Raw genomic sequence first — 18,055 nt, 5'->3', positions numbered from 1 at the left:
GTGACACTTGCTTTTCCCTACGTCCTTGGGCATAATTCTACATGTCCCAGGACAAAACAAAAGGCGTGGTGACAGATTGGCTATGTGACGGACTGCAAATCCGTTCAGGTTGGTTCGATTCCAGCACACGCCTCCATCTTGCTTGCATTCAAGACAGACAAAACTGGCCTTCTTTCCGGTTTTGATCACACAGAAAAAGTCGCCATTACGGCGATTTTTTTATTCCCTTTTCCTGCATATCAAATCCTTGTACTACGCGCTGCGGCCAAGCCCTTTCATCGGTTTTGGCCCACCGTTCCAACTTGGCCTGCAATTTAACACAAGCAGGCACGTGATCTGCGCAAAAAACCCTCTTTTTCGTGCCCTAAAAACATCAATCTGCCCCAAGCGCGCTTTGGGTCTTGCCGCCTGACTTTGCGGCTGTTACATGCAGATGGTTTGAGGACAAATTTATTGTCTGAAAATGTCTGTTTTTCACTACGACCTAGAACAAAGCCCCGGCTCATCGGCCATTTTCATCCTGTCGGTGGCGCTGGCTTTAAAACCAGTCCCTGGCTAGCGCTGATATGATGGCGACATTCGCGCACGCTAAGCGCCATCCTGCCCGTTTCCAACACGCTGATGGCCGCCTCTGCACTACCTTTATCGACAAAGCCCTGTACAAGCGGCTTTCTCTGATTTACCGAGATTGTCTGACACCATGAAACTCACCACCTGGAACGTGAACTCTCTGAACGTCCGTCTTCCCCAAGTTCTGGACTGGCTCAAGGCCAACCCCGTAGACGTGCTGTGTCTGCAAGAGCTCAAACTGCCCGACGAGCGTTTCCCCTTGGAGGCTTTTCAGGAAATGGGGTATCACGCTCACTGGGCGGGTCAGAAAACCTATAACGGCGTGGCCTTGATTTCGCGCGAGCCCGGTACGGATGTGCAGCGCAACCTGCCCAATTATGAAGACCCACAGCAGCGTTTGCTGGCCGCCACTTACCCCTCGCCTGACGGCCCGGTGCGTGTAATCTGTGCCTACTGCCCCAACGGGCAATCGCTGGAAAGCGAAAAGTACACCTACAAGCTGGAATGGTTTGCCGCCTTGCACGACTGGCTGGAAAAAGAATTGCAGCAGTATCCCCGTCTGGCCATTCTGAGCGACTATAATATTGCCCCAGCCGACCAGGACGTTTACGACCCGGTCAAGTGGGGAGTCGATGTTCTGGTATCCCCGCCCGAGCGCGCCGCGTTCGAGCGTTTGCTGGCACTGGGCCTACATGATGCCTACCGCCTGTTTGAACAAAGCGGCAGCCCCTTTACCTGGTGGGACTATCGTCGTTTTGCCTTCCGCCGCGATGCCGGGCTGCGTATTGACCACGCCCTGCTTTCCGACGCGCTCAAGACCCGTTGCACGGCCTGCGATATTGACCGCGAGCCGCGCGCCAATGAACAGCCCTCGGATCATGCACCGGTTACCGCTACTCTGTCCTTTACCTGACAAAGCCACTGAATTATGCAAATACAAAGCCAAATCATTGAGCAGACTGACTCGGGCTACGTGCTTGAGATCACTCTGGAACAAGAGCACAAGATCTGGGCGTATCTGGCCATCAGCGAACCCGATCTGGACGCCGTTGCCAATATTGTCCCTCCCGAACAATTCGAGGCAGGTGGTGATGTGCACGTCATGGCAATCGCCCAGGCCGACGATGCCGCCCAGGAAGTGCAAGAGGTTTTGTTTTCCATGAACCCCAACGACACCGTGGTGTTCCTGTGCGCGGACCCTGCCAGTGTGCAAGCGGTACTCGCCGAGTTTGGCCAGACCGACACTCCCAGCAATTAATTCTTTTATAAAAATCTACTTCTAGAGTCTGCTCTCCATGTCCACGAGCTATCCTGGCACCGTTTTTATGGTTGTCGCCCCCAGCGGGGCGGGCAAATCCAGTCTAGTCAACGCCCTCCTGGCCAATGATTCCAACATCATGCTGTCCATCTCGGCCACCACACGCGCCCCGCGTCCCGGCGAGAGCGACGGCGAGCACTACTTCTTTGTGGACAAGGCCCGTTTTGAAAAAATGGTCGCAGAAAACGCCATGCTGGAATGGGCCAAGGTACATGACAACTACTACGGCACGCCCCGCGAACCCATTCAGAAAGCCCTGAATGCAGGCCGTGATGTGTTGCTGGAAATTGACTGGCAAGGCGCCCGCCTGGCGCGTGAACATTTCCCCGAAGCCGTCGGCATTTTCATTCTGCCGCCCTCCTTGCCCACCTTGCAGGCCCGTTTGCGCAAACGTGGACAAGATAGCGAAGAGATCATCGCCCGCCGCCTCGAGGCTGCCGAGCACGAAATCGCCCATGTTCATGACTGTCAATATGCTATTATCAATGAGGATTTTGATACGGCATTACAGCAGCTATTGAGTATTGTGCAGGCCAGTCGTTTGCGCACTGCCACTCAGTCAGTACGGCATCGCCAACTCTTTCAACAATTAGGCGCAGATGCCCTGCTGAATCAGGGCTAATCTCCTTCTTATTACTTTTTGATAACAGGTCTACTATGGCTCGCATCACTATCGAGGACTGCCTGGAGCAAGTCCCCAATCGCTTTAAGCTCACCTTGGCAGCCGCCTACCGTGCGCGCGAACTGGCTCAAGGCCACGAACCACGCCTGGAAAGCAAGAACAAGCCTACGGTTACCGCCCTGCGAGAAATCGCCTCCGGCGCGACCGGTCTGGAAATGCTGCGCAAAGTTCCTACCTGATAGGCACAGGCGGAGCACGGTATGGCATTTTCTGGTTTACGGGGCGCATCGTCTGGGCTGTTGGCCGTCCTTAAAAAAGGTTCACGGCTAGGTCGTCGCAAGCCTAAAGACAAGAACACCCCGGCACTGGCACAAGCTGCCCAGGAAAGTGCCAGTCCTCCTATTGCCTCACTGGCTCCGCTACACAAGATCATCTCGCAGTACCTGGACCCGAAAGATGTGGAACGGGTACGGGAGGCCTATCGTTTCTCCGATCAGGCCCATCTGGGACAGTTTCGCGCCAGTGGCGAGCCCTATATCTCGCACCCCATTGCCGTCACGGAAATCTGTGCGGGCTGGAAGCTGGATACCGATGCCTTGATGTCGGCCCTGCTGCATGACGTGATCGAAGATCAGGACGTCACCAAGCAGGAACTGGCTGAAAAGTTCGGGACCGATGTGGCCGAGATTGTGGACGGCCTGTCCAAGCTGGAACGCCTGGAGTTTGCTACCAAGACACAGCAACAGGCCGACAGCTTCCGCAAGATGCTGCTGGCTATGTCGCGTGACGTGCGCGTCATCCTGATCAAGCTGGCCGACCGCTTGCACAATATGCGCACCCTGGATGCGGTCAAGCCGGAAAAACGCCGCCGCGTCGCCCAGGAAACGCTGGATATTTACGCTCCGATCGCGCATCGCCTGGGCCTGAACGCCCTGTTCCGCGAGCTGCAGGATCGCTGCTTCAAGGCGATCTACCCCAATCGCTACAAGGTGCTGCACAAGGCCTTGCTGGCAGCGCGTGGCAATCGCCGTGAAGTGCTGGGCAAGATCACCGAAGCCGTCAAGATCGCCCTGCCTGCTGCCGGAATTGATGCCGAAATTTCCGGCCGTGAAAAGTCGCTCTACAGTATTTTCTGCAAGATGGTCGAGCAGAAAAAGTCCTTTTCGGACGTGCTGGATATTTACGGCTTTCGCGTCATTGTGCATACCCTGCCCGAGTGCTATTTGTCCTTGGGTACGCTGCACCAGCTGTATCGCCCCGTACCGGGCAAATTCAAGGACTACATTGCCATCCCCAAAGTGAATGGCTACCAGTCCCTGCACACTACCTTGATTGGCCCCTACGGCACCCCTGTCGAGTTCCAGTTCCGCACCCGCGAAATGGACCACGTGGCAGAAGAAGGCGTGGCCTCTCATTGGCTGTACAAAGAAGACGACGTCACCCTGAACGATCTGCAAAAGCGCACACACCGCTGGCTGCAATCCTTGCTGGATATCCAAAGCCAGACAGGCGACTCTACAGAATTCCTGGAACACGTCAAAGTTGACCTGTTCCCCGATGCCGTTTACGTCCATACGCCCAAAGGCAAGATTATTTCCCTGCCTCGTGGTGCGACTCCGGTGGACTTTGCCTACAGCATCCACACCGATATCGGCAATCACGCTGTTGCTTCCAAAATCAATGGCGAGTTTGCCCCGCTGCGCACCGAGCTGAAAAGTGGTGACTCGGTAGAGATCATTACCTCCCCCGCCGCTCGCCCAAGCGCTCAGTGGCTGAACTACGTCCGTTCGGGCCGCGCCCGTTCGGAAATCCGCCATTACCTGCGCACCGTTAAATACGAAGAGTCCGTGGCCTTTGGTCGCCGCCTGCTGGATCAAGCCTTTGATCAGCTGAGTCTGCCGCATGCCACCGACGACGATCCAAACTGGGACAAGCTGGCCAAGGGCTCGGGTGCCGCTTCCCGCGAAGAGATTCTGGCCGACATAGGCTTGGGTAAACGTCTGGCCGCCGTTGTGGCCCGCCGCTTTGCTCCAGAAAACCCCTTGCTGGAAACCACCGCAGCCGAGTTTGACGAAATCAACGCCAACACCTCGGCACCGATTCTGATTCACGGTAACGAAGGTCAGGCGGTACAACTGGCACCCTGCTGTGGCCCTCTGCCTGGTGACGCCATTATTGGCGGCATCCGTCTGGGTCATGGCCTGGTCGTTCACATGGCCGAGTGCGCGGTAGCACAACGCGCCCAGGCCAAAGAGCCCGAGCGTTGGGTGCCGGTGATGTGGGACAGCAATACCGCCCGCCACCTGTCTACCCGTCTGGATGTCACTGTAATCAACGAACGTGGTGTTCTGGGCCGTCTGGCGGCTGAAATCACCGATGCCGACTCCAACATCCTGCATATTTCCATGCCGGACGAATCGGCTGCGACCTCGGTGCTGCACCTGACCGTTCAGGTTGATAGCCGTACTCACTTGGCTCGCGTGATTCGCTCTATCCGCCACGTACCGCAAGTTCAGAAGATTGTGCGTGTGAAGGGTTAAGCTCATCACGAAGCAAGCTCGAGCTTCAGCCATCAAAAACGCCTGCTCTACAGCAGGCGTTTTTTTCAAACCTCATTGCACTGCCCCCCGCTATGCCAGAGCCTCGCACACGAGCTGGATCAGTCCGCAGATAAGCTCCCTACCGGCTCATAAGCTCTGATCTCACAACAGCAGTGACAGGGCGACAAGCGGCTTACACACCCACATAAGCCACGCACAGGCCGTAAGCCAGCACGCCAGTCAGTGTTGAACCCGCAATGCCACCCGGCCAACGACGGCCCAACAGAACCCCTGCCAGACCTGCCAGCAAAGGCGGCAGGTCCAGGGACATATGCTCGGGGCGCAGCAAGGAGATCAGGGACACGACCAGCAAGGACACCACGCCTGCCGGGCCGATTGCTCCAAACAGGCGCGGCCAGATCGAAACGCGACTGGGGTCCGCCTTGCCTTGTCGTCCGCCCAGACGTAAAGGCAGGTAACGAATCAAAAATGTGCCTACGCCCGCCAGCACAATCATGAGCAGAAAACTCCAATCCATCTCTACTCCTTAAGCACGGCGCAAGGCCATCAGTCCACCGGCAAGCATGCCGACAATAATGGCCAGATACGAGGGCAGGAAAGCCATGGCCAGCACCGCCCCCACAGCGGCAGCCACCAGCACTGGCAAAGGTGCTGAACGGCGAATTTCCAGCAGCAAGGCAAAGAACAAGGCGGGCAAAACAAAGCCCAGAGTCTTCTCCAGCACGGGGGATTGGCCCAGCAAATCGCTGGCAAAGAAAGCCCCTACGGCAGTGCCCAGCACCCAGGAAAGGTAAGAGCCCAGTTGCAAGCCGCAGTACCAGGACTCCTGCTCCTGGGCTGGCTGACGAGCCACCCCGGCGGCGGAAGCGGCAAAGACCTCATCGGTCAGGCCCGGAGCCATGAACAGGCTGGACACGGTTCTAGGGCCGGTGAAAAAGCCCATCAAGGTCGGGCCATAGAACACATGACGCAGGTTCATAAGCAGCACAATGCCCAAAATACTGGGATAGGCCGCACCAGCCACCAGCAGGCTGATCAAAATGAACTGGCTGGCCCCCGCGTACACAATCAGGGACACCATCACTGCCAGCCAGGGTGACAAGCCCGCGTGTACAGCGGTCAAACCAAAGGAAATCGCGACGGGGACATAGCCCAGGGCGATAGAGGCGCTGTCTCGCAAGCCCCGTCGATATGCCGAACCGATGATCATAAAAAACCTTGCAGGGCCTGCCTAGGCCTGGAATGCACCAATAAAGATGGCGGGGTCCACCCGTGCGTTATTCAGACTGACGTTCCAGTGCAAATGAGGGCCAGTCGCACGGCCCGTTGCGCCGGAACGCGCCACCACATCGCCCCTGCTGACGCGATCACCGACGCGCACATCAAAAGCCGACAAGTGACAGAACATGGTGATCAGGCCCTGACCATGATCCACAAATACGGTTTTACCGTTAAAGAAGTAATCCGCCACGATGGTGACAATCCCGTCAGCGGGCACTTTGACCGCCGTGCCGGTAGGTGCGGCGAAATCCAGACCCGAATGCGGATTACGCTCTTCACCATTGAAAAAACGGCGTAGACCAAACGGACTGGTCAGGCGACCCGGCACCGGCTTTTCAAAGACCACATTGCTGGGGCCTTCTGGGCGGAAGCTGGCATACGCCTGCATCTGCTCCTCGTATTCGCGCTCAAAACGGGCTTGCTGTTGCGGGTCCGGATTCACATGCGACTTGTTTTTCAGGGTAATGCGCTGCTCGCGGTAACGCTTGCTGCCAACCTGAAACGCCACGCCCGACTGTCCTTGCACGGATATGCTGTGCTGGCCTGGTTGGGTTTTCAAGTCCAGTCCGACAATCGCTTTCCAACGCTGATCAGCATCCTGAATCACCAACACACGGTTGCCATTGAAGTGCACCACCGGCGCTGAGCCACCCGCTCCCAGGTCCAGCACTGCCACCCCGCCTGGCACAGGGCGATGCAAGGTGCGCTCGATAAAGGTGCCCTGGCCAGGCGCAGCATAGGCCAAGTACGGTGCCGTCAGGCCCCAAACAGTTGCGGCGCCTAAAAGGCGCCGCCGTACCAGGGAAATATCAGTGTGATTCATCAGAATACTCTTTGAAAAACACCCCTGGAGCCTGCTGGCTCCAGGGATACAGGCTCTGATTCAAGCCGTTTTATTCATTTTCGCCTGTGGAGGTCAACTCTTTTTCTGCTTCTGGCAGAATCTGAACCTTCTCTTCCACACGCATGGCTTGCAGCACAGCCTGGGTCTCGGTGCGGGCCATGGCTTGGGTCAACTGTGCTGTCAGCATGTCCAGACCAGGGTTGCCGGACTTGCCGGGCTCATGGCTCAGAATCTGCACCACGGTGTAGCCCTGGGGCTGGCGATCACCCACATAGGCAGGCAGCTTGTCCACGGGGTTGGCCAGAACCTTGTTCAGCAAGGCTTCGTCCATCTCGGGGAATTCCGCACGGCTCACGGCAAACTGAGCCGAGAAATTCTCAGGTTCGGTACCCGCTTGCAGCTGCTTCAGGTAGTCCTCACCGGCTTGAACCGCCAAGGCAGCCGCTTTTTCACGGCGCAGGTTTTCCTCAGCAATAGTGCGTACTTTATCGAGTGCAGGCACATGAGCCTCGGTAACATCGGTTACGCGCAGGGCAATCAAGGTGTCAGGCGACACTTCTACAACGCCTGCATTCTTGCGCGAAGCCAAGGTTTCGGCATTGAACAAGGCTTGGCGAACACGGCTGTCATCCAGCACGGCTGCATCGGGACTCTTGGCGGCAGCCAGCTCACCTTCAACTTGCGAAGCAGGAATCAAACCTTGTCGGCTGATGCCTTCAGCCTGCTTCAGAGTCAGGCCCAAGGCATTGGCGGCGGCTTCCAGATTGTCTTCGTTGTCGTAAACCAGATTGGTCAGCTTGCTGGCCATATCGGCAAAGCGCTCGGAAGCCAGCTGCTTGCGCACTTCGTCCTGCACCTTGCTGCGAGCTTGCTCAAAGGACTCGCCTTGTTCGGGCTGAACTTCGTTACTCTTGAAAATGTGGAAACCGTTGGGGCCTTCAATCACGCCCGACACATCACCTTTTTTCAAGGCAAATACAGCGCTTTCCAGCACGGACGGCCAGGAGCCTTTGCTGATCCAGCCCAGTTCGCCACCTTCACGGGCGCTACCCTCGTCCTGGGAGTTGGCACGGGCCAGGTCGGCAAAGCCTTCTTTATCGGCCTGGGCTTTTTCAGCCAGCTCACGCGCCTTGCTCTGGGCTGCCTCACGCTCGGCATCGGAAGCACCGGCAGGCAATGTCACCAGAATATGACTGATGTTCACACGGCCAGCTTGCACGTAACGAGCCTTGTTTTGCTCGTAGTATTGCTTGAGCTGATCGTCGGTAGGTGTCGCCAGATCTTTGGAGGCCGCTGCTTCATCCAGCAGCAAATATTCCACTTTGACTTGCTGGGGCAATTCCAGCGATTGCTTGTTGGCGTCATACCAGGCTTGCAGATCGGCATCGCTGATCTGAACCTTGGATTCGAAATCACGGGTCAGGAAGCTGCGTGTGCGTACACCGCGCTCTTCGGTCAGGGCGATTTCCAGCTTGTTCATCACGCTGGGCAGCATGGAGGAGCTGGCAGCCACGGGCCCGAGCACGCGTTGCAGGGCCATCTGGCCGCGTTGGCTTTGCTCGAAATCACGGGTATTGATACCTGCCGAAGCCAGAACCTGGCTGTAAAGAGCGGGCGAGAAAGAACCGTTTTCCTGAAATTCCGGCATGGTGGCGATGTAGTCGCGCAGGGCAATGTCGGAGACGTTAAAGCGAGCGGCAGTAGCCACTTCAATTTGTACACGCTGATCAATCAAGGATTCCAGCAATGCACGACGGCTTTCCAGGCTGTCGGCCTGGGCCAGATCAAAACCGGAAGGATTGTTGCGCTGCATATCGTCCAGCTGCATGCGGCGCGCACGATCAAATTCCTGGGACGTAATGGCGCTATCGCCAACTTTGACAATATCGCTATCGCCCGAAACGTAGCTGGAGTAGCCGCTGACGCCGATCAGTACAAAAGACGGCAAAATCAGCACTAACAGGACCAGCTGCATGACGCGTTGGTTCTTACGGATAATCTCGAACATTAATCATCACCTACTTTCGCTTGCAGCAGGGCGCTGCGGGTGGCGCATCAGGCCGGTGAGCCGGCTCGGCCTGAAAATATACCGTATATGAAAACCGTACAGTGTACAGCCCCGGTTAAAATAGTACATTGGCTTTTTATCACGCCTCTTGCGAGTCCGCCATGCCTTCAATGAATCATCACTGGCCCTACCCCGCTTTGATCGCCCACCGCGGCGCCGGCAAGATCGCTCCGGAGAACACCCTGGCCGCCATGCGGGTCGGTGCCCAGAACGGTTTTCGCATGATGGAGTACGACGTCAAACTGAGCCGTGATGCGGTTCCCATACTGCTGCACGATGACGATCTGGATCGCACGTCCAATGGGCAGGGCATGGCCTCCAGGCTGACTTTGGCCGAGCTCTCTGCCCTGGACTTTGGCGCCTGGCATTCCTCGGCCTACGCCGGCGAGCCCATCCCCACATTAAGTTCGATTGCCGCCTTTACCCTGGCCAATCAGGTTCACAGCAATATCGAAATCAAGCCTACGACCGGAGACGAAGCCGAAACGGGGCGACAGGTTGCTCTGGCGGCCCAGGCGTTGTGGGCACAGGCCAGCTTGCCGCCCCTGCTATCATCCTTTTCTGAAGTGGCCCTGGAAGCGGCACAGCTCGCCGTCCCTACCCTGCCCCGCGCCCTGCTGATTGAAAAAGAGGTTCCGGCAGACTGGCCCCAACGTCTGGAGGGCCTGGGCTGCATGGGTCTGAATTTGAACGACCGCTTCGTCACCCAGGCCTTGGTTCAGGAAATTCGGCAAAAAGGCTATACCGTGGCTGTCTGGACCGTGAACGATGCCGAACGGGTCCGTGAGCTGCTGGATTGGGGATGCAATGGCATCTTCACGGATAAAGTCACCACCATTCGTCCCGACACTCTTTAATTAAACCGCAACACCAGGATTTCTCTTGTTCAGTTACCGTCACGCCTTTCATGCTGGCAATCACGCGGATGTGCTCAAGCACGCCACCTTGCTGCATATCTTTAATTACTACGCTCAAAAAGACAGCGCCTTCAGCATCATCGATACCCACTGCGGTGCCGGTATCTATGATCTGGAGCACGACTGGGCGCAAACCAAGGGCGAGTTCTACGACGGCCTGGACCGGGTCTTGCAGCAAGACGACTACCCGGAGCTGGTGGAACACTATATTGACGCCGTTGCCTACCTGAACCTGGACGGCACCGCGCGCTACTACCCCGGTTCCCCCTGGCTGGCACTGGAGCGCTTGCGCACGCAAGACAGCTTTCACGGCTTTGAACTGCACCCGTCCGAATTTGAAGTTCTGAGCGATAACGTGGCGCAGTTGTTCCCCCAGGGCAACCGTCGGGTGCGTCTGTATCCGGAAAATGGGTTTGAACAGTTGGGCCGCCTGCTACCGCCGCCCTCGCGACGTGCCATCGTGGTAATGGACCCCTCGTACGAGGCCAAATCCGACTACCAGCAGGTCTTGAACAGTGTCAAAAACGCGCTCAAGCGTTTTGCTCAAGCCTGTATTGTCGTGTGGTATCCCATTGTGCAGCGGCCCGAAGTACAGGCCTTGCAACGCAAGCTGGAGCAACTGGATACGCCCTGGCTGCATGTCAGCCTGTCGGTTCGTGCTCCGGCCAAAAATGGGTTGGGTTTGCATGGCAGTGGCCTGTTCATCAGCAATCCTCCCTGGACGCTGCTCAAAGCTCTGGAACAAAGCATGCCGTGGTTAACAAAAACGCTGGCCCAGGATGACAAGGCCAGCTTTCAACTTCGTCACTCGGGGCTGTAAGCCGCCCCTTTGCCTTTAGGCCAGGCTCTCGGATTCTTTCATGTAGCGCCACTGGCCCATAGGCAGGTCGCCCAGCACCAGATCGCCAATACGCACGCGCTTCAGACCCACAACCTTCAGACCGACCAGTTCACACATGCGGCGAATCTGGCGTTTCTTGCCTTCGCGCAAGATGAAACGCAGCTGGTCATCGTTCTGCCAGGACACTTGGGCTGGCAGCAAAGGCTTGCCATCCAGGCTCAAACCGAAATTGAGCAGTTCCAGGCCGCGCTCGCTCAGCTTGCCAGTGACACGCACCAGATACTCCTTGTCGATGACCGAGTCTTCGCCAATAATCTGCCGCGCAATACGACCATCCTGAGTCAGAATCAGCAAGCCGGTGGAGTCGATATCCAGACGACCAGCCGGCGCCAGACCGCGCAAATGCGCCGGGTCAAAGCGTTGACCACCGCGGCCACCCTTGTACTGTGTGGCGGCACCGATGAGGGAAACCGCATTGCGATAACCGGCTTCGGCTTGCCCCGACACATAGCCTACGGGCTTGTGCAGCAAGATAGTGGCACGTTGGGTCTGACGCTGACGCGCTTGTTTTTCCAGTGTGATTTTCTGATTGGGGTAGGCTTTGCTCCCCAGTTCAGAGACGATTTGACCGTCCACACGAACCCAGCCGCGCTCGATGAAAGCATCCGCCTCACGGCGTGAACACATGCCGCGCTGGGCCATTAATTTTGAGATACGTTCTTTTTCCATGAGCGCTATTTTATGGCTTTGGCGATAATACAGGACATGAAATTTCCCTCCAGCACAAAAAAACCCTGGCATGAGCAGGTTCACCCCTCTGCCACCCCCGCTCAAAAGTACTGGCTACACCGTCCCGGCGCCCTGACCGGCGGTCTGCGCCGCTTGGGCAAAGTCGATCTGGAAGTGGTCAGCGAATACGCTTGCCGCTTGAACCCGCAAGAAGCCGCTTTGATTCAAAAGCCGCCAGGCACGCTGGCCTGGATACGCGAGGTGTCCATGGCGGTGGACGGAATCCGCTGCGTGATTGCCCGCAGTTTCACCCCCCTGCCCGCCTCACACAGCGTCTGGCAAGGCATACGGCGGCTGCGCAGCCGTCCGCTGGCCGACATGCTTTATAACGATGCCCAGATACAACGCTCCGCCTTTTTAAGCTGCCGTTTGAATCGCGGCATGAGCTTTTTTCGCACGATTGAGCGCGCCCTGAATCCCAGTGGCGAGCCGGTTCCGCAGGCTCAGCAGATTCTGTCGCGCTGCTCCGTCTTCTGGCGGCACGGTCAACCCCTCTTGGTAGCCGAATCCTTTATGCCTGCCTTCTGGGCACGCGGTGCTACACTGGTTTAGCCAAAATTCAGCATTAACTAATAAAACAAAGTTATATACCGAGACCAGCCATGTCCACGCACGCCGACCCAAGCCGCCGCAACGCCTTTATTCTTTCTGGAATGCAAGCACTGGGTGGGGCCAATCCGGCTTTGGTAGTGGCACTCAGCAGTCTGGTCGGCCAGAAAATGGCCAGCAGCCCGGACCTGGCGACCTTGCCCGTGGGTATTTTCAACCTGGGTCTGGCGGTGGGCATTTTGCCCGCCGCCTATCTGATGCGCCGCCTGGGACGCCAGGGTGGCTACATCATCGGTGCCTTGCTGGGCATAGGAGCGGGCCTGCTGGCCGCCGCCGGAATTTACAGCCTGTCCTTTGTCATGTTCTGTGTGGGCACCCTGCTGGCCGGGCTGTATGCCTCTTACGTGCAAAGCTATCGCTTTGCCGCCGCCGATGACGCCAGTGATACCTTCCGGCCCAAAGCCATTTCCTGGGTCATGGCCGGGGGGCTGCTGGGAGCCATCATCGCCACGCAGACGATTATCCATACGCAGGATATCTGGCCGGAGCACCCTTTTGCCGCTGCCTTCCTGGCGCAAGCAGCCCTGGCGGCCCTGGTCCTGCCCTTCGCCTTTGGCCTGCGCCTGGCACCGGGCACACGGAATCAGCAAGAGAAAATCCCCTACACCGGACGCCCCCTGCGAGAGATTGCCTCCAATAGCTACTTCATTATTGCGCTCGTAGCCGGGGTGGCTTCCTACGTGCTGATGAACTTTCTGATGACGGCCTCACCCTTGGCCATGGTCATGCACGGCCATAGCCTGAAAGAGTCCACCTTGGGGATTCAATGGCATATTCTGGCCATGTTCGGGCCCAGCTTCTTTACTGGCAATCTGATCAAACGCTTTGGCAAAATCCCCGTCACCTTTGCGGGCGTGCTCTTGCTGGGACTGGCCAGTATTGTGGCGCTGCTGGGCATGACGGTGCCGCACTTCTGGGTCAGCCTGATATTGCTGGGTCTGGGCTGGAACTTTGGTTTTATCGGTGCCACCAATATGGTGGTGGACTGCTACCGCCCCGAAGAGCGTGGCCGTGTGCAGGCTTTGAATGACTTCATCATCTTTACCTGTGTAGCCTTGTCCTCCTTCACCTCGGGCCGTGTGCTGGCCGTGTATGGCTGGTACGGCGTCAATACCTGGACGCTGCCGATCTCGGCCGTAGTCATGCTGGCTTTGGCCTGGTTGTACTTCAAGAATAAGCGTCAGCCCTACGTCGCCAGTTAAACAAAGCGACAGCCGCAAAGCAACGGCTCATGAAAACGGCCCCCAAGCCTAGATGAAATCCAAGGCTTGGGGGCCGTTCCTCTTGCGTTCAAATCATCGGTAAATAAGCAGGCTTGGGGCCGCGTGGAAACTGAGCGTCCAATGCCTGAATATGCTCGGGCTGCAGCACCAGATCCCCGGCAGCGGCATTTTGCTGGGCATGAACCACGCGCGAGGCCTTGGGAATCACAAACACATTGGGGTCACGCAGCAAAAAAGCCAAAGCCACTTGCCGCGCAGTAGCCTGATAATGGCTGGCAATCTCGGCCAACAAGGCCCCGCCTTCAGAATCCGGCTCGGGGAAATCGTCGTGACCGAAGGGACTGTACGCCACCACGCTGACTTGATGCTCCTTACACCAGGGCATGACCGCGTGTTCAATCGCGCGCTCGTTCAGGTGATACAAGACCTGATTGCAGGCAATTTCGCCCGGCCCCACGATGTCGTACAGCTCTTCCAGATCCGGCACATCAAAATTGCTGACGCCCCATTGCTTGATCTTGCCTTGCTGCACCAACTGGTCAAAAGCTGCGCAGGTTTCTTCCAAAGGAACCTGACCGGGCCAGTGCAATAAATACAGATCCAGGTAGTCCGTACCCAGACGCTTCAGGCTGGCCTCGCAAGCGCGGATCACGCCCTGACGGCTGGCATTGAAGGGCAGGACCTTGGACACCAAAAAAGCCTCGTGGCGGCGACCTTGCAGGGCCTGACCGATCAAGGTTTCTGCCCGACCATCGCCATACATCTCGGCGGTGTCGATATGGTTCATGCCCGAGTCCAGCCCGGCCTGAAAAGTAGCCATGCTCTGCGACCAATCAGCCTGCTCGACATACCAACTGCCTTGGCCCACCCGCGAAACGCGTGGTGCCGACCCTAGTTTTTCATATCGCATCAGCTTGCCCTTCCATAGCTACTGTCCAAACCCGCCCAACTGCGACCACCTTAAAGTGCGTCGCGACCGCTTTCCGAAGTACGGATACGGATAGCCTGCTCAACCGGCGTCACGAAAATCTTGCCGTCGCCAATCTTGCCCGTATGGGCGGCTTTGATAATGGCTTCGATAATCGCGTCACAGCGATCAGCTGCCACCACGATGTCCACACGAATCTTGGGCAGAAAATCCACCACATATTCGGCACCGCGGTACAGCTCGGTATGCCCCTTTTGGCGACCAAAGCCTTTCACTTCAGTCACGGTCAAGCCATTAACGTCCAGCTCTGCCAGGGCTTCGCGAACTTCATCCAGCTTGAAGGGTTTGATGATGGCCGTAATTTGTTTCATGGTTACTCGCACGTCAAATTTAAAGAGGATCTTTGGCAGCGCCCGGCAAGGACGGACGATGACTTTCTGCTGCCAGACTCAAGCCCAGGCTCAAGTCGCGACCGGTAGGCGACTGGAACAGACGCAAGCCAAGCTCAGGCAGCACAGCCAGAATGTGGTCAAAAATATCGCCCTGGATGCGCTCGTGGTCCACCCAGGCGGTTTTATTGGTAAAGCAATACACCTCGATAGGGATACCATCTGCCGTGGGCTCCATCATGCGCACCATCTGAATCATGTCCTGATGGATTTCAGGATGGCGCTTAATATACGCCATGCAATAGGCACGGAAGGTACCCAGATTGGTCAGGCGGCGGTAATTGACCGCATCCAGACCGGCACGGCTCAATTCCTGATTGGAACGCTCCAGATCTTCTTTTTTCTCGTTCAGGTAATCGCGCAGCAAGGCAAAGCGCGACAGGCTATCGACTTCAGTCGGCGTCAAAAAACGAACGCTGGAGGCATCAACGCTCAACGTGCGCTTGATACGGCGGCCGCCTGACTCAAACATCTGACGCCAGTTGCGATAGCTCTCGGAGAACAGCTTGTAGGTGGGAATGGTGGTGACGGTCTTGTCCCAGTTCTGGACCTTGACCGTGTGCAGCGCCATATCAATGACAAAACCATCCGCCCCGGCCTGCTTCATTTCGATCCAGTCACCGATGCGCAACATATCGTTGGTGCTCATCTGCGTGCTGGCCACCAGCGACAGCAAAGTGTCTTTAAAGACCAGCAAGAGCACCGCCGACAGTGCACCCAAACCGGAGAGCAACAGAACGGGGGATTGATCCAGAATGATGGAGATCATGACAATAATGCCAATCGCCCACACTGCTATCTTGGCCACTTCCACATAGCCCTTGATGGACTTGGTGCGCCCCTTGCTGGAATTGGCGTAGACCTCTTGCCAGGCCCCCAGGAGGCTGACAATCGCCATGATGAGAAAGACCAGAAAGCCCAGCAAGGCCACCCGCTCTATGATTTCCAGCAAGGTCTTGGCCAGGGGCAGCAAGGTCAGATTGGAACTGACCACCAGCAAGGGCACGGCATAGCCCACATTGCGCACAAAGCGCTTCTTGACCAGGGCACGCGCCCAATCGTCCTTGCCCGCCACTTTCAGCAAGCGCCGCACCAGGCGCGACAGTACGGAACTGGTCAACCAACTGACAATCCAGACCAGCACCGTCAGCATGGCCAAACCGGCCAAAATCTGTACCCAGCGATCCTGCGGTAAATACGCTTCGATCCATTGCCATCCCAACAAATCGGCAAAGGTGCGTTCTTGCTCCATGTATTCTTCCTTGTCCAGCCAGCCCCAAAAAGGGCCCGCATGGTTTCCTAGAGTCTGAAAACTATCTAATATACTGCACAGCGTCTGTTTCCTGCGGGACTGGATGACCTGCGTCAGCCCGTCCGATCCACTATAATTGCCCTCTATGTCATCAAACACCCCCTCCTCTTCCCAAGACCAGTTCGCCAATAAGGCCATGGCCTGGTCGGCTCGTTTTTCCGAGCCCGTCTCTGACCTCGTCAAACGCTACACAGCGTCGGTGGACTTTGACAAGCGCATGGCCCGCTTTGATATTCAGGGTTCTCTGGCCCACGCCAGCATGCTGGCTGCCGTCGGTGTGATCACCGAGCAGGACAAGGCCGACATTGAACGCGGCATGAGCCAGATTCTGGACGAAATCGCCCAAGGCCAGTTCCAGTGGTTGCTGGATCTGGAAGACGTGCACCTGAACATTGAAAAACGTCTGGTCGAGCTGATTGGCGATGCGGGCAAGCGCCTGCACACTGGCCGTTCGCGCAATGACCAGGTCGCCACCGATATCCGCCTGTGGCTGCGCAATGAAATCGACATTGCCCTGGACCTGCTGGCCCAGATGCAGCACAAGCTGGCTGAATTGGCCCTGGCCCAGGCAGACACTATTTTGCCCGGTTTCACCCACCTGCAAGTGGCACAGCCCGTTACTTTTGGCCACCATTTGCTGGCCTACGCCGAGATGTTCCAGCGCGACGCCGAGCGTCTGCAAGACTGCCGCAAACGCGTGAACCGCCTGCCTTTGGGCGCTGCCGCCCTGGCTGGCACCAGCTACCCGATCGACCGCGAAATGGTTGCCAAGCTGCTGGATTTTGACGATGTGTGCCGCAACTCGCTGGACGCTGTGTCGGACCGCGACTTCGCCATCGAATTCTGCGCCGCTGCCGCCCTGATCATGACGCACATCTCCCGCTTCTCCGAGGAGCTGGTGCTGTGGATGAGCCCGCGCGTAGGCTTTATTGATCTGGCTGACCGCTTTTGCACCGGCAGCTCCATCATGCCGCAAAAGAAAAACCCTGACGTTCCCGAGCTGGCCCGTGGCAAGACCGGTCGCGTCAATGGTCACCTGATTGCCCTGCTGACCCTGATGAAAGGCCAACCGCTGGCCTACAACAAGGACAACCAGGAAGACAAGGAAGGCTTGTTCGATTCGGCTGATACCATTCGCGACACCCTGACCATTTTTGTAGACCTGATCTCGGGCATCAAGGTCAAGCCAGAAGCCATGCGCGCCGCTGCGCTGCAAGGCTTTGCGACCGCTACCGATCTGGCCGACTACCTGGTCAAGAAAGGCCTACCTTTCCGTGATGCCCACGAAACCGTGGCCTTGGCCGTGCGTGAGTGCGAGCAACTGGGTTGCGATCTGGCTGATCTGAACCTGGAACAGCTGCAGAGATTCGATAGCCGTATTGAATCGGATATTTTTGGCGTGTTGACCTTGGAAGGCTCGGTGGCTTCACGCAAACACATCGGCGGCACCGCCCCCGAGCGTGTGCGTATCGAAGCACAGCGTATTCTGGATAGGACTCCAGGCTGATAAGAGCTTCGGTTGGAAGCAGAAAAAGCCGCTCCTGTCCTAGGAGCGGCTCAGACTGCTGATAAACCCCTGGTTTTGCGCCCTGGGGGTTATTTTTTTGTTCTCCCGCCCAGGCGATGAGGTGTCGCTCACGATTCTACGGTTTTCGGTCGATCAGGCCTCAGATCACACCATCAGGCCGTTTGCGGGCCGGGGGCAAGCTCGCAGGCGCGTGAA

At 57.2% G+C, this 18,055-nt stretch carries 18 protein-coding genes and 1 tRNA gene; 11 read left to right on the top strand and 8 right to left on the bottom strand.

Translation table 11 applies throughout. From position 1 onward, the window contains the following. Positions 1 to 62: 62 nt before the first annotated feature. The 6 genes from KOE80_RS13550 (at position 63) to KOE80_RS13525 (ending at position 5,050) form a co-directional block, all read left to right on the top strand. Positions 63 to 136, top strand: a tRNA-Cys gene (locus KOE80_RS13550). Between the two features lie 564 nt (positions 137 to 700). Beyond that, positions 701 to 1,483, top strand: coding sequence for an exodeoxyribonuclease III (xth, locus tag KOE80_RS13545; RefSeq protein WP_226349351.1), 783 nt, complete (start codon positions 701 to 703; stop codon positions 1,481 to 1,483). Positions 1,484 to 1,498: 15 nt separating this feature from the next. Beyond that, a complete protein-coding gene (locus KOE80_RS13540; RefSeq protein ID WP_042480903.1) occupies positions 1,499 to 1,828 on the top strand; it encodes a hypothetical protein in 330 nt (109 codons plus the stop codon). A 37-nt stretch (positions 1,829 to 1,865) separates the two neighbouring features. Next, a complete protein-coding gene (gene gmk, locus KOE80_RS13535) occupies positions 1,866 to 2,510 on the top strand; it encodes a guanylate kinase (protein WP_226349350.1) in 645 nt (214 codons plus the stop codon). Between the two features lie 35 nt (positions 2,511 to 2,545). Further along, entirely contained in the window at positions 2,546 to 2,749 is a 204-nt protein-coding gene (gene rpoZ / locus KOE80_RS13530) for a DNA-directed RNA polymerase subunit omega (protein WP_003799665.1), read from the top strand. A gap of 21 nt (positions 2,750 to 2,770) precedes the next feature. Next, a complete protein-coding gene (locus KOE80_RS13525; protein ID WP_226349349.1) occupies positions 2,771 to 5,050 on the top strand; it encodes a RelA/SpoT family protein in 2,280 nt (759 codons plus the stop codon). 193 nt (positions 5,051 to 5,243) lie between these two features. Here the strand turns inward: KOE80_RS13525 and KOE80_RS13520 are convergent, their stop codons facing one another. From KOE80_RS13520 to KOE80_RS13505, 4 genes are all read right to left on the bottom strand, one after another. After that, positions 5,244 to 5,588: an AzlD domain-containing protein gene (locus tag KOE80_RS13520; protein WP_042480915.1), complete on the bottom strand. Its 345-nt coding sequence runs from the start codon at positions 5,586 to 5,588 to the stop codon at positions 5,244 to 5,246. A 9-nt stretch (positions 5,589 to 5,597) separates the two neighbouring features. After that, the gene (locus KOE80_RS13515; RefSeq protein WP_009457111.1) at positions 5,598 to 6,281 is read right to left on the bottom strand and encodes an AzlC family ABC transporter permease; all 684 of its coding nucleotides are present in this window, start codon (positions 6,279 to 6,281) and stop codon (positions 5,598 to 5,600) included. Between the two features lie 21 nt (positions 6,282 to 6,302). Continuing rightward, a complete protein-coding gene (locus KOE80_RS13510; protein WP_226349348.1) occupies positions 6,303 to 7,175 on the bottom strand; it encodes a M23 family metallopeptidase in 873 nt (290 codons plus the stop codon). 70 nt (positions 7,176 to 7,245) lie between these two features. Further along, complete coding sequence (locus tag KOE80_RS13505) at positions 7,246 to 9,204, bottom strand: SurA N-terminal domain-containing protein (protein ID WP_226349347.1); 1,959 nt, start codon at positions 9,202 to 9,204, stop codon at positions 7,246 to 7,248. A 170-nt stretch (positions 9,205 to 9,374) separates the two neighbouring features. On the opposite strand from KOE80_RS13505, the gene ugpQ reads away from it, so the two are divergent. Continuing rightward, positions 9,375 to 10,121, top strand: coding sequence for a glycerophosphodiester phosphodiesterase (gene ugpQ / locus KOE80_RS13500; protein WP_226349382.1), 747 nt, complete (start codon positions 9,375 to 9,377; stop codon positions 10,119 to 10,121). A gap of 25 nt (positions 10,122 to 10,146) precedes the next feature. Further along, positions 10,147 to 11,001 (top strand): 23S rRNA (adenine(2030)-N(6))-methyltransferase RlmJ, encoded by an 855-nt coding sequence (locus tag KOE80_RS13495; protein WP_226349346.1) that lies wholly within the window; start codon positions 10,147 to 10,149, stop codon positions 10,999 to 11,001. A 15-nt stretch (positions 11,002 to 11,016) separates the two neighbouring features. Here the strand turns inward: KOE80_RS13495 and KOE80_RS13490 are convergent, their stop codons facing one another. After that, positions 11,017 to 11,751, bottom strand: coding sequence for a pseudouridine synthase (locus KOE80_RS13490; protein WP_042480926.1), 735 nt, complete (start codon positions 11,749 to 11,751; stop codon positions 11,017 to 11,019). Positions 11,752 to 11,787: 36 nt separating this feature from the next. Here KOE80_RS13490 and KOE80_RS13485 point away from each other — a divergent pair, with 36 nt between their 5' ends. After that, positions 11,788 to 12,363, top strand: coding sequence for a chorismate--pyruvate lyase family protein (locus KOE80_RS13485; protein ID WP_226349345.1), 576 nt, complete (start codon positions 11,788 to 11,790; stop codon positions 12,361 to 12,363). A gap of 50 nt (positions 12,364 to 12,413) precedes the next feature. Then, positions 12,414 to 13,622 (top strand): MFS transporter, encoded by a 1,209-nt coding sequence (locus KOE80_RS13480; RefSeq protein ID WP_226349344.1) that lies wholly within the window; start codon positions 12,414 to 12,416, stop codon positions 13,620 to 13,622. 88 nt (positions 13,623 to 13,710) lie between these two features. Here the strand turns inward: KOE80_RS13480 and KOE80_RS13475 are convergent, their stop codons facing one another. The 3 genes from KOE80_RS13475 to KOE80_RS13465 are packed head-to-tail and all read right to left on the bottom strand — an operon-like array spanning position 13,711 to position 16,272. Next, positions 13,711 to 14,553 (bottom strand): aldo/keto reductase, encoded by an 843-nt coding sequence (locus KOE80_RS13475; protein WP_226349343.1) that lies wholly within the window; start codon positions 14,551 to 14,553, stop codon positions 13,711 to 13,713. Positions 14,554 to 14,603: 50 nt separating this feature from the next. Next, positions 14,604 to 14,942, bottom strand: a complete 339-nt coding sequence (locus KOE80_RS13470; RefSeq protein ID WP_003799650.1) for a P-II family nitrogen regulator — start codon at positions 14,940 to 14,942, stop codon at positions 14,604 to 14,606. Positions 14,943 to 14,961: 19 nt separating this feature from the next. Next, a complete protein-coding gene (locus KOE80_RS13465) occupies positions 14,962 to 16,272 on the bottom strand; it encodes a mechanosensitive ion channel family protein (RefSeq protein ID WP_060185150.1) in 1,311 nt (436 codons plus the stop codon). Between the two features lie 145 nt (positions 16,273 to 16,417). Here KOE80_RS13465 and argH point away from each other — a divergent pair, with 145 nt between their 5' ends. Next, positions 16,418 to 17,839: an argininosuccinate lyase gene (gene argH / locus KOE80_RS13460; RefSeq protein ID WP_226349342.1), complete on the top strand. Its 1,422-nt coding sequence runs from the start codon at positions 16,418 to 16,420 to the stop codon at positions 17,837 to 17,839. Positions 17,840 to 18,055: the final 216 nt, after the last annotated feature.

The organism is Alcaligenes sp. 13f, from assembly GCF_020496585.1.
Classification (GTDB): Bacteria; Pseudomonadota; Gammaproteobacteria; order Burkholderiales; family Burkholderiaceae_B; genus Alcaligenes; species Alcaligenes phenolicus.
Note: the sequence above shows the minus strand (reverse complement) of the source record. Positions and strands in the feature narration are given on the sequence as shown.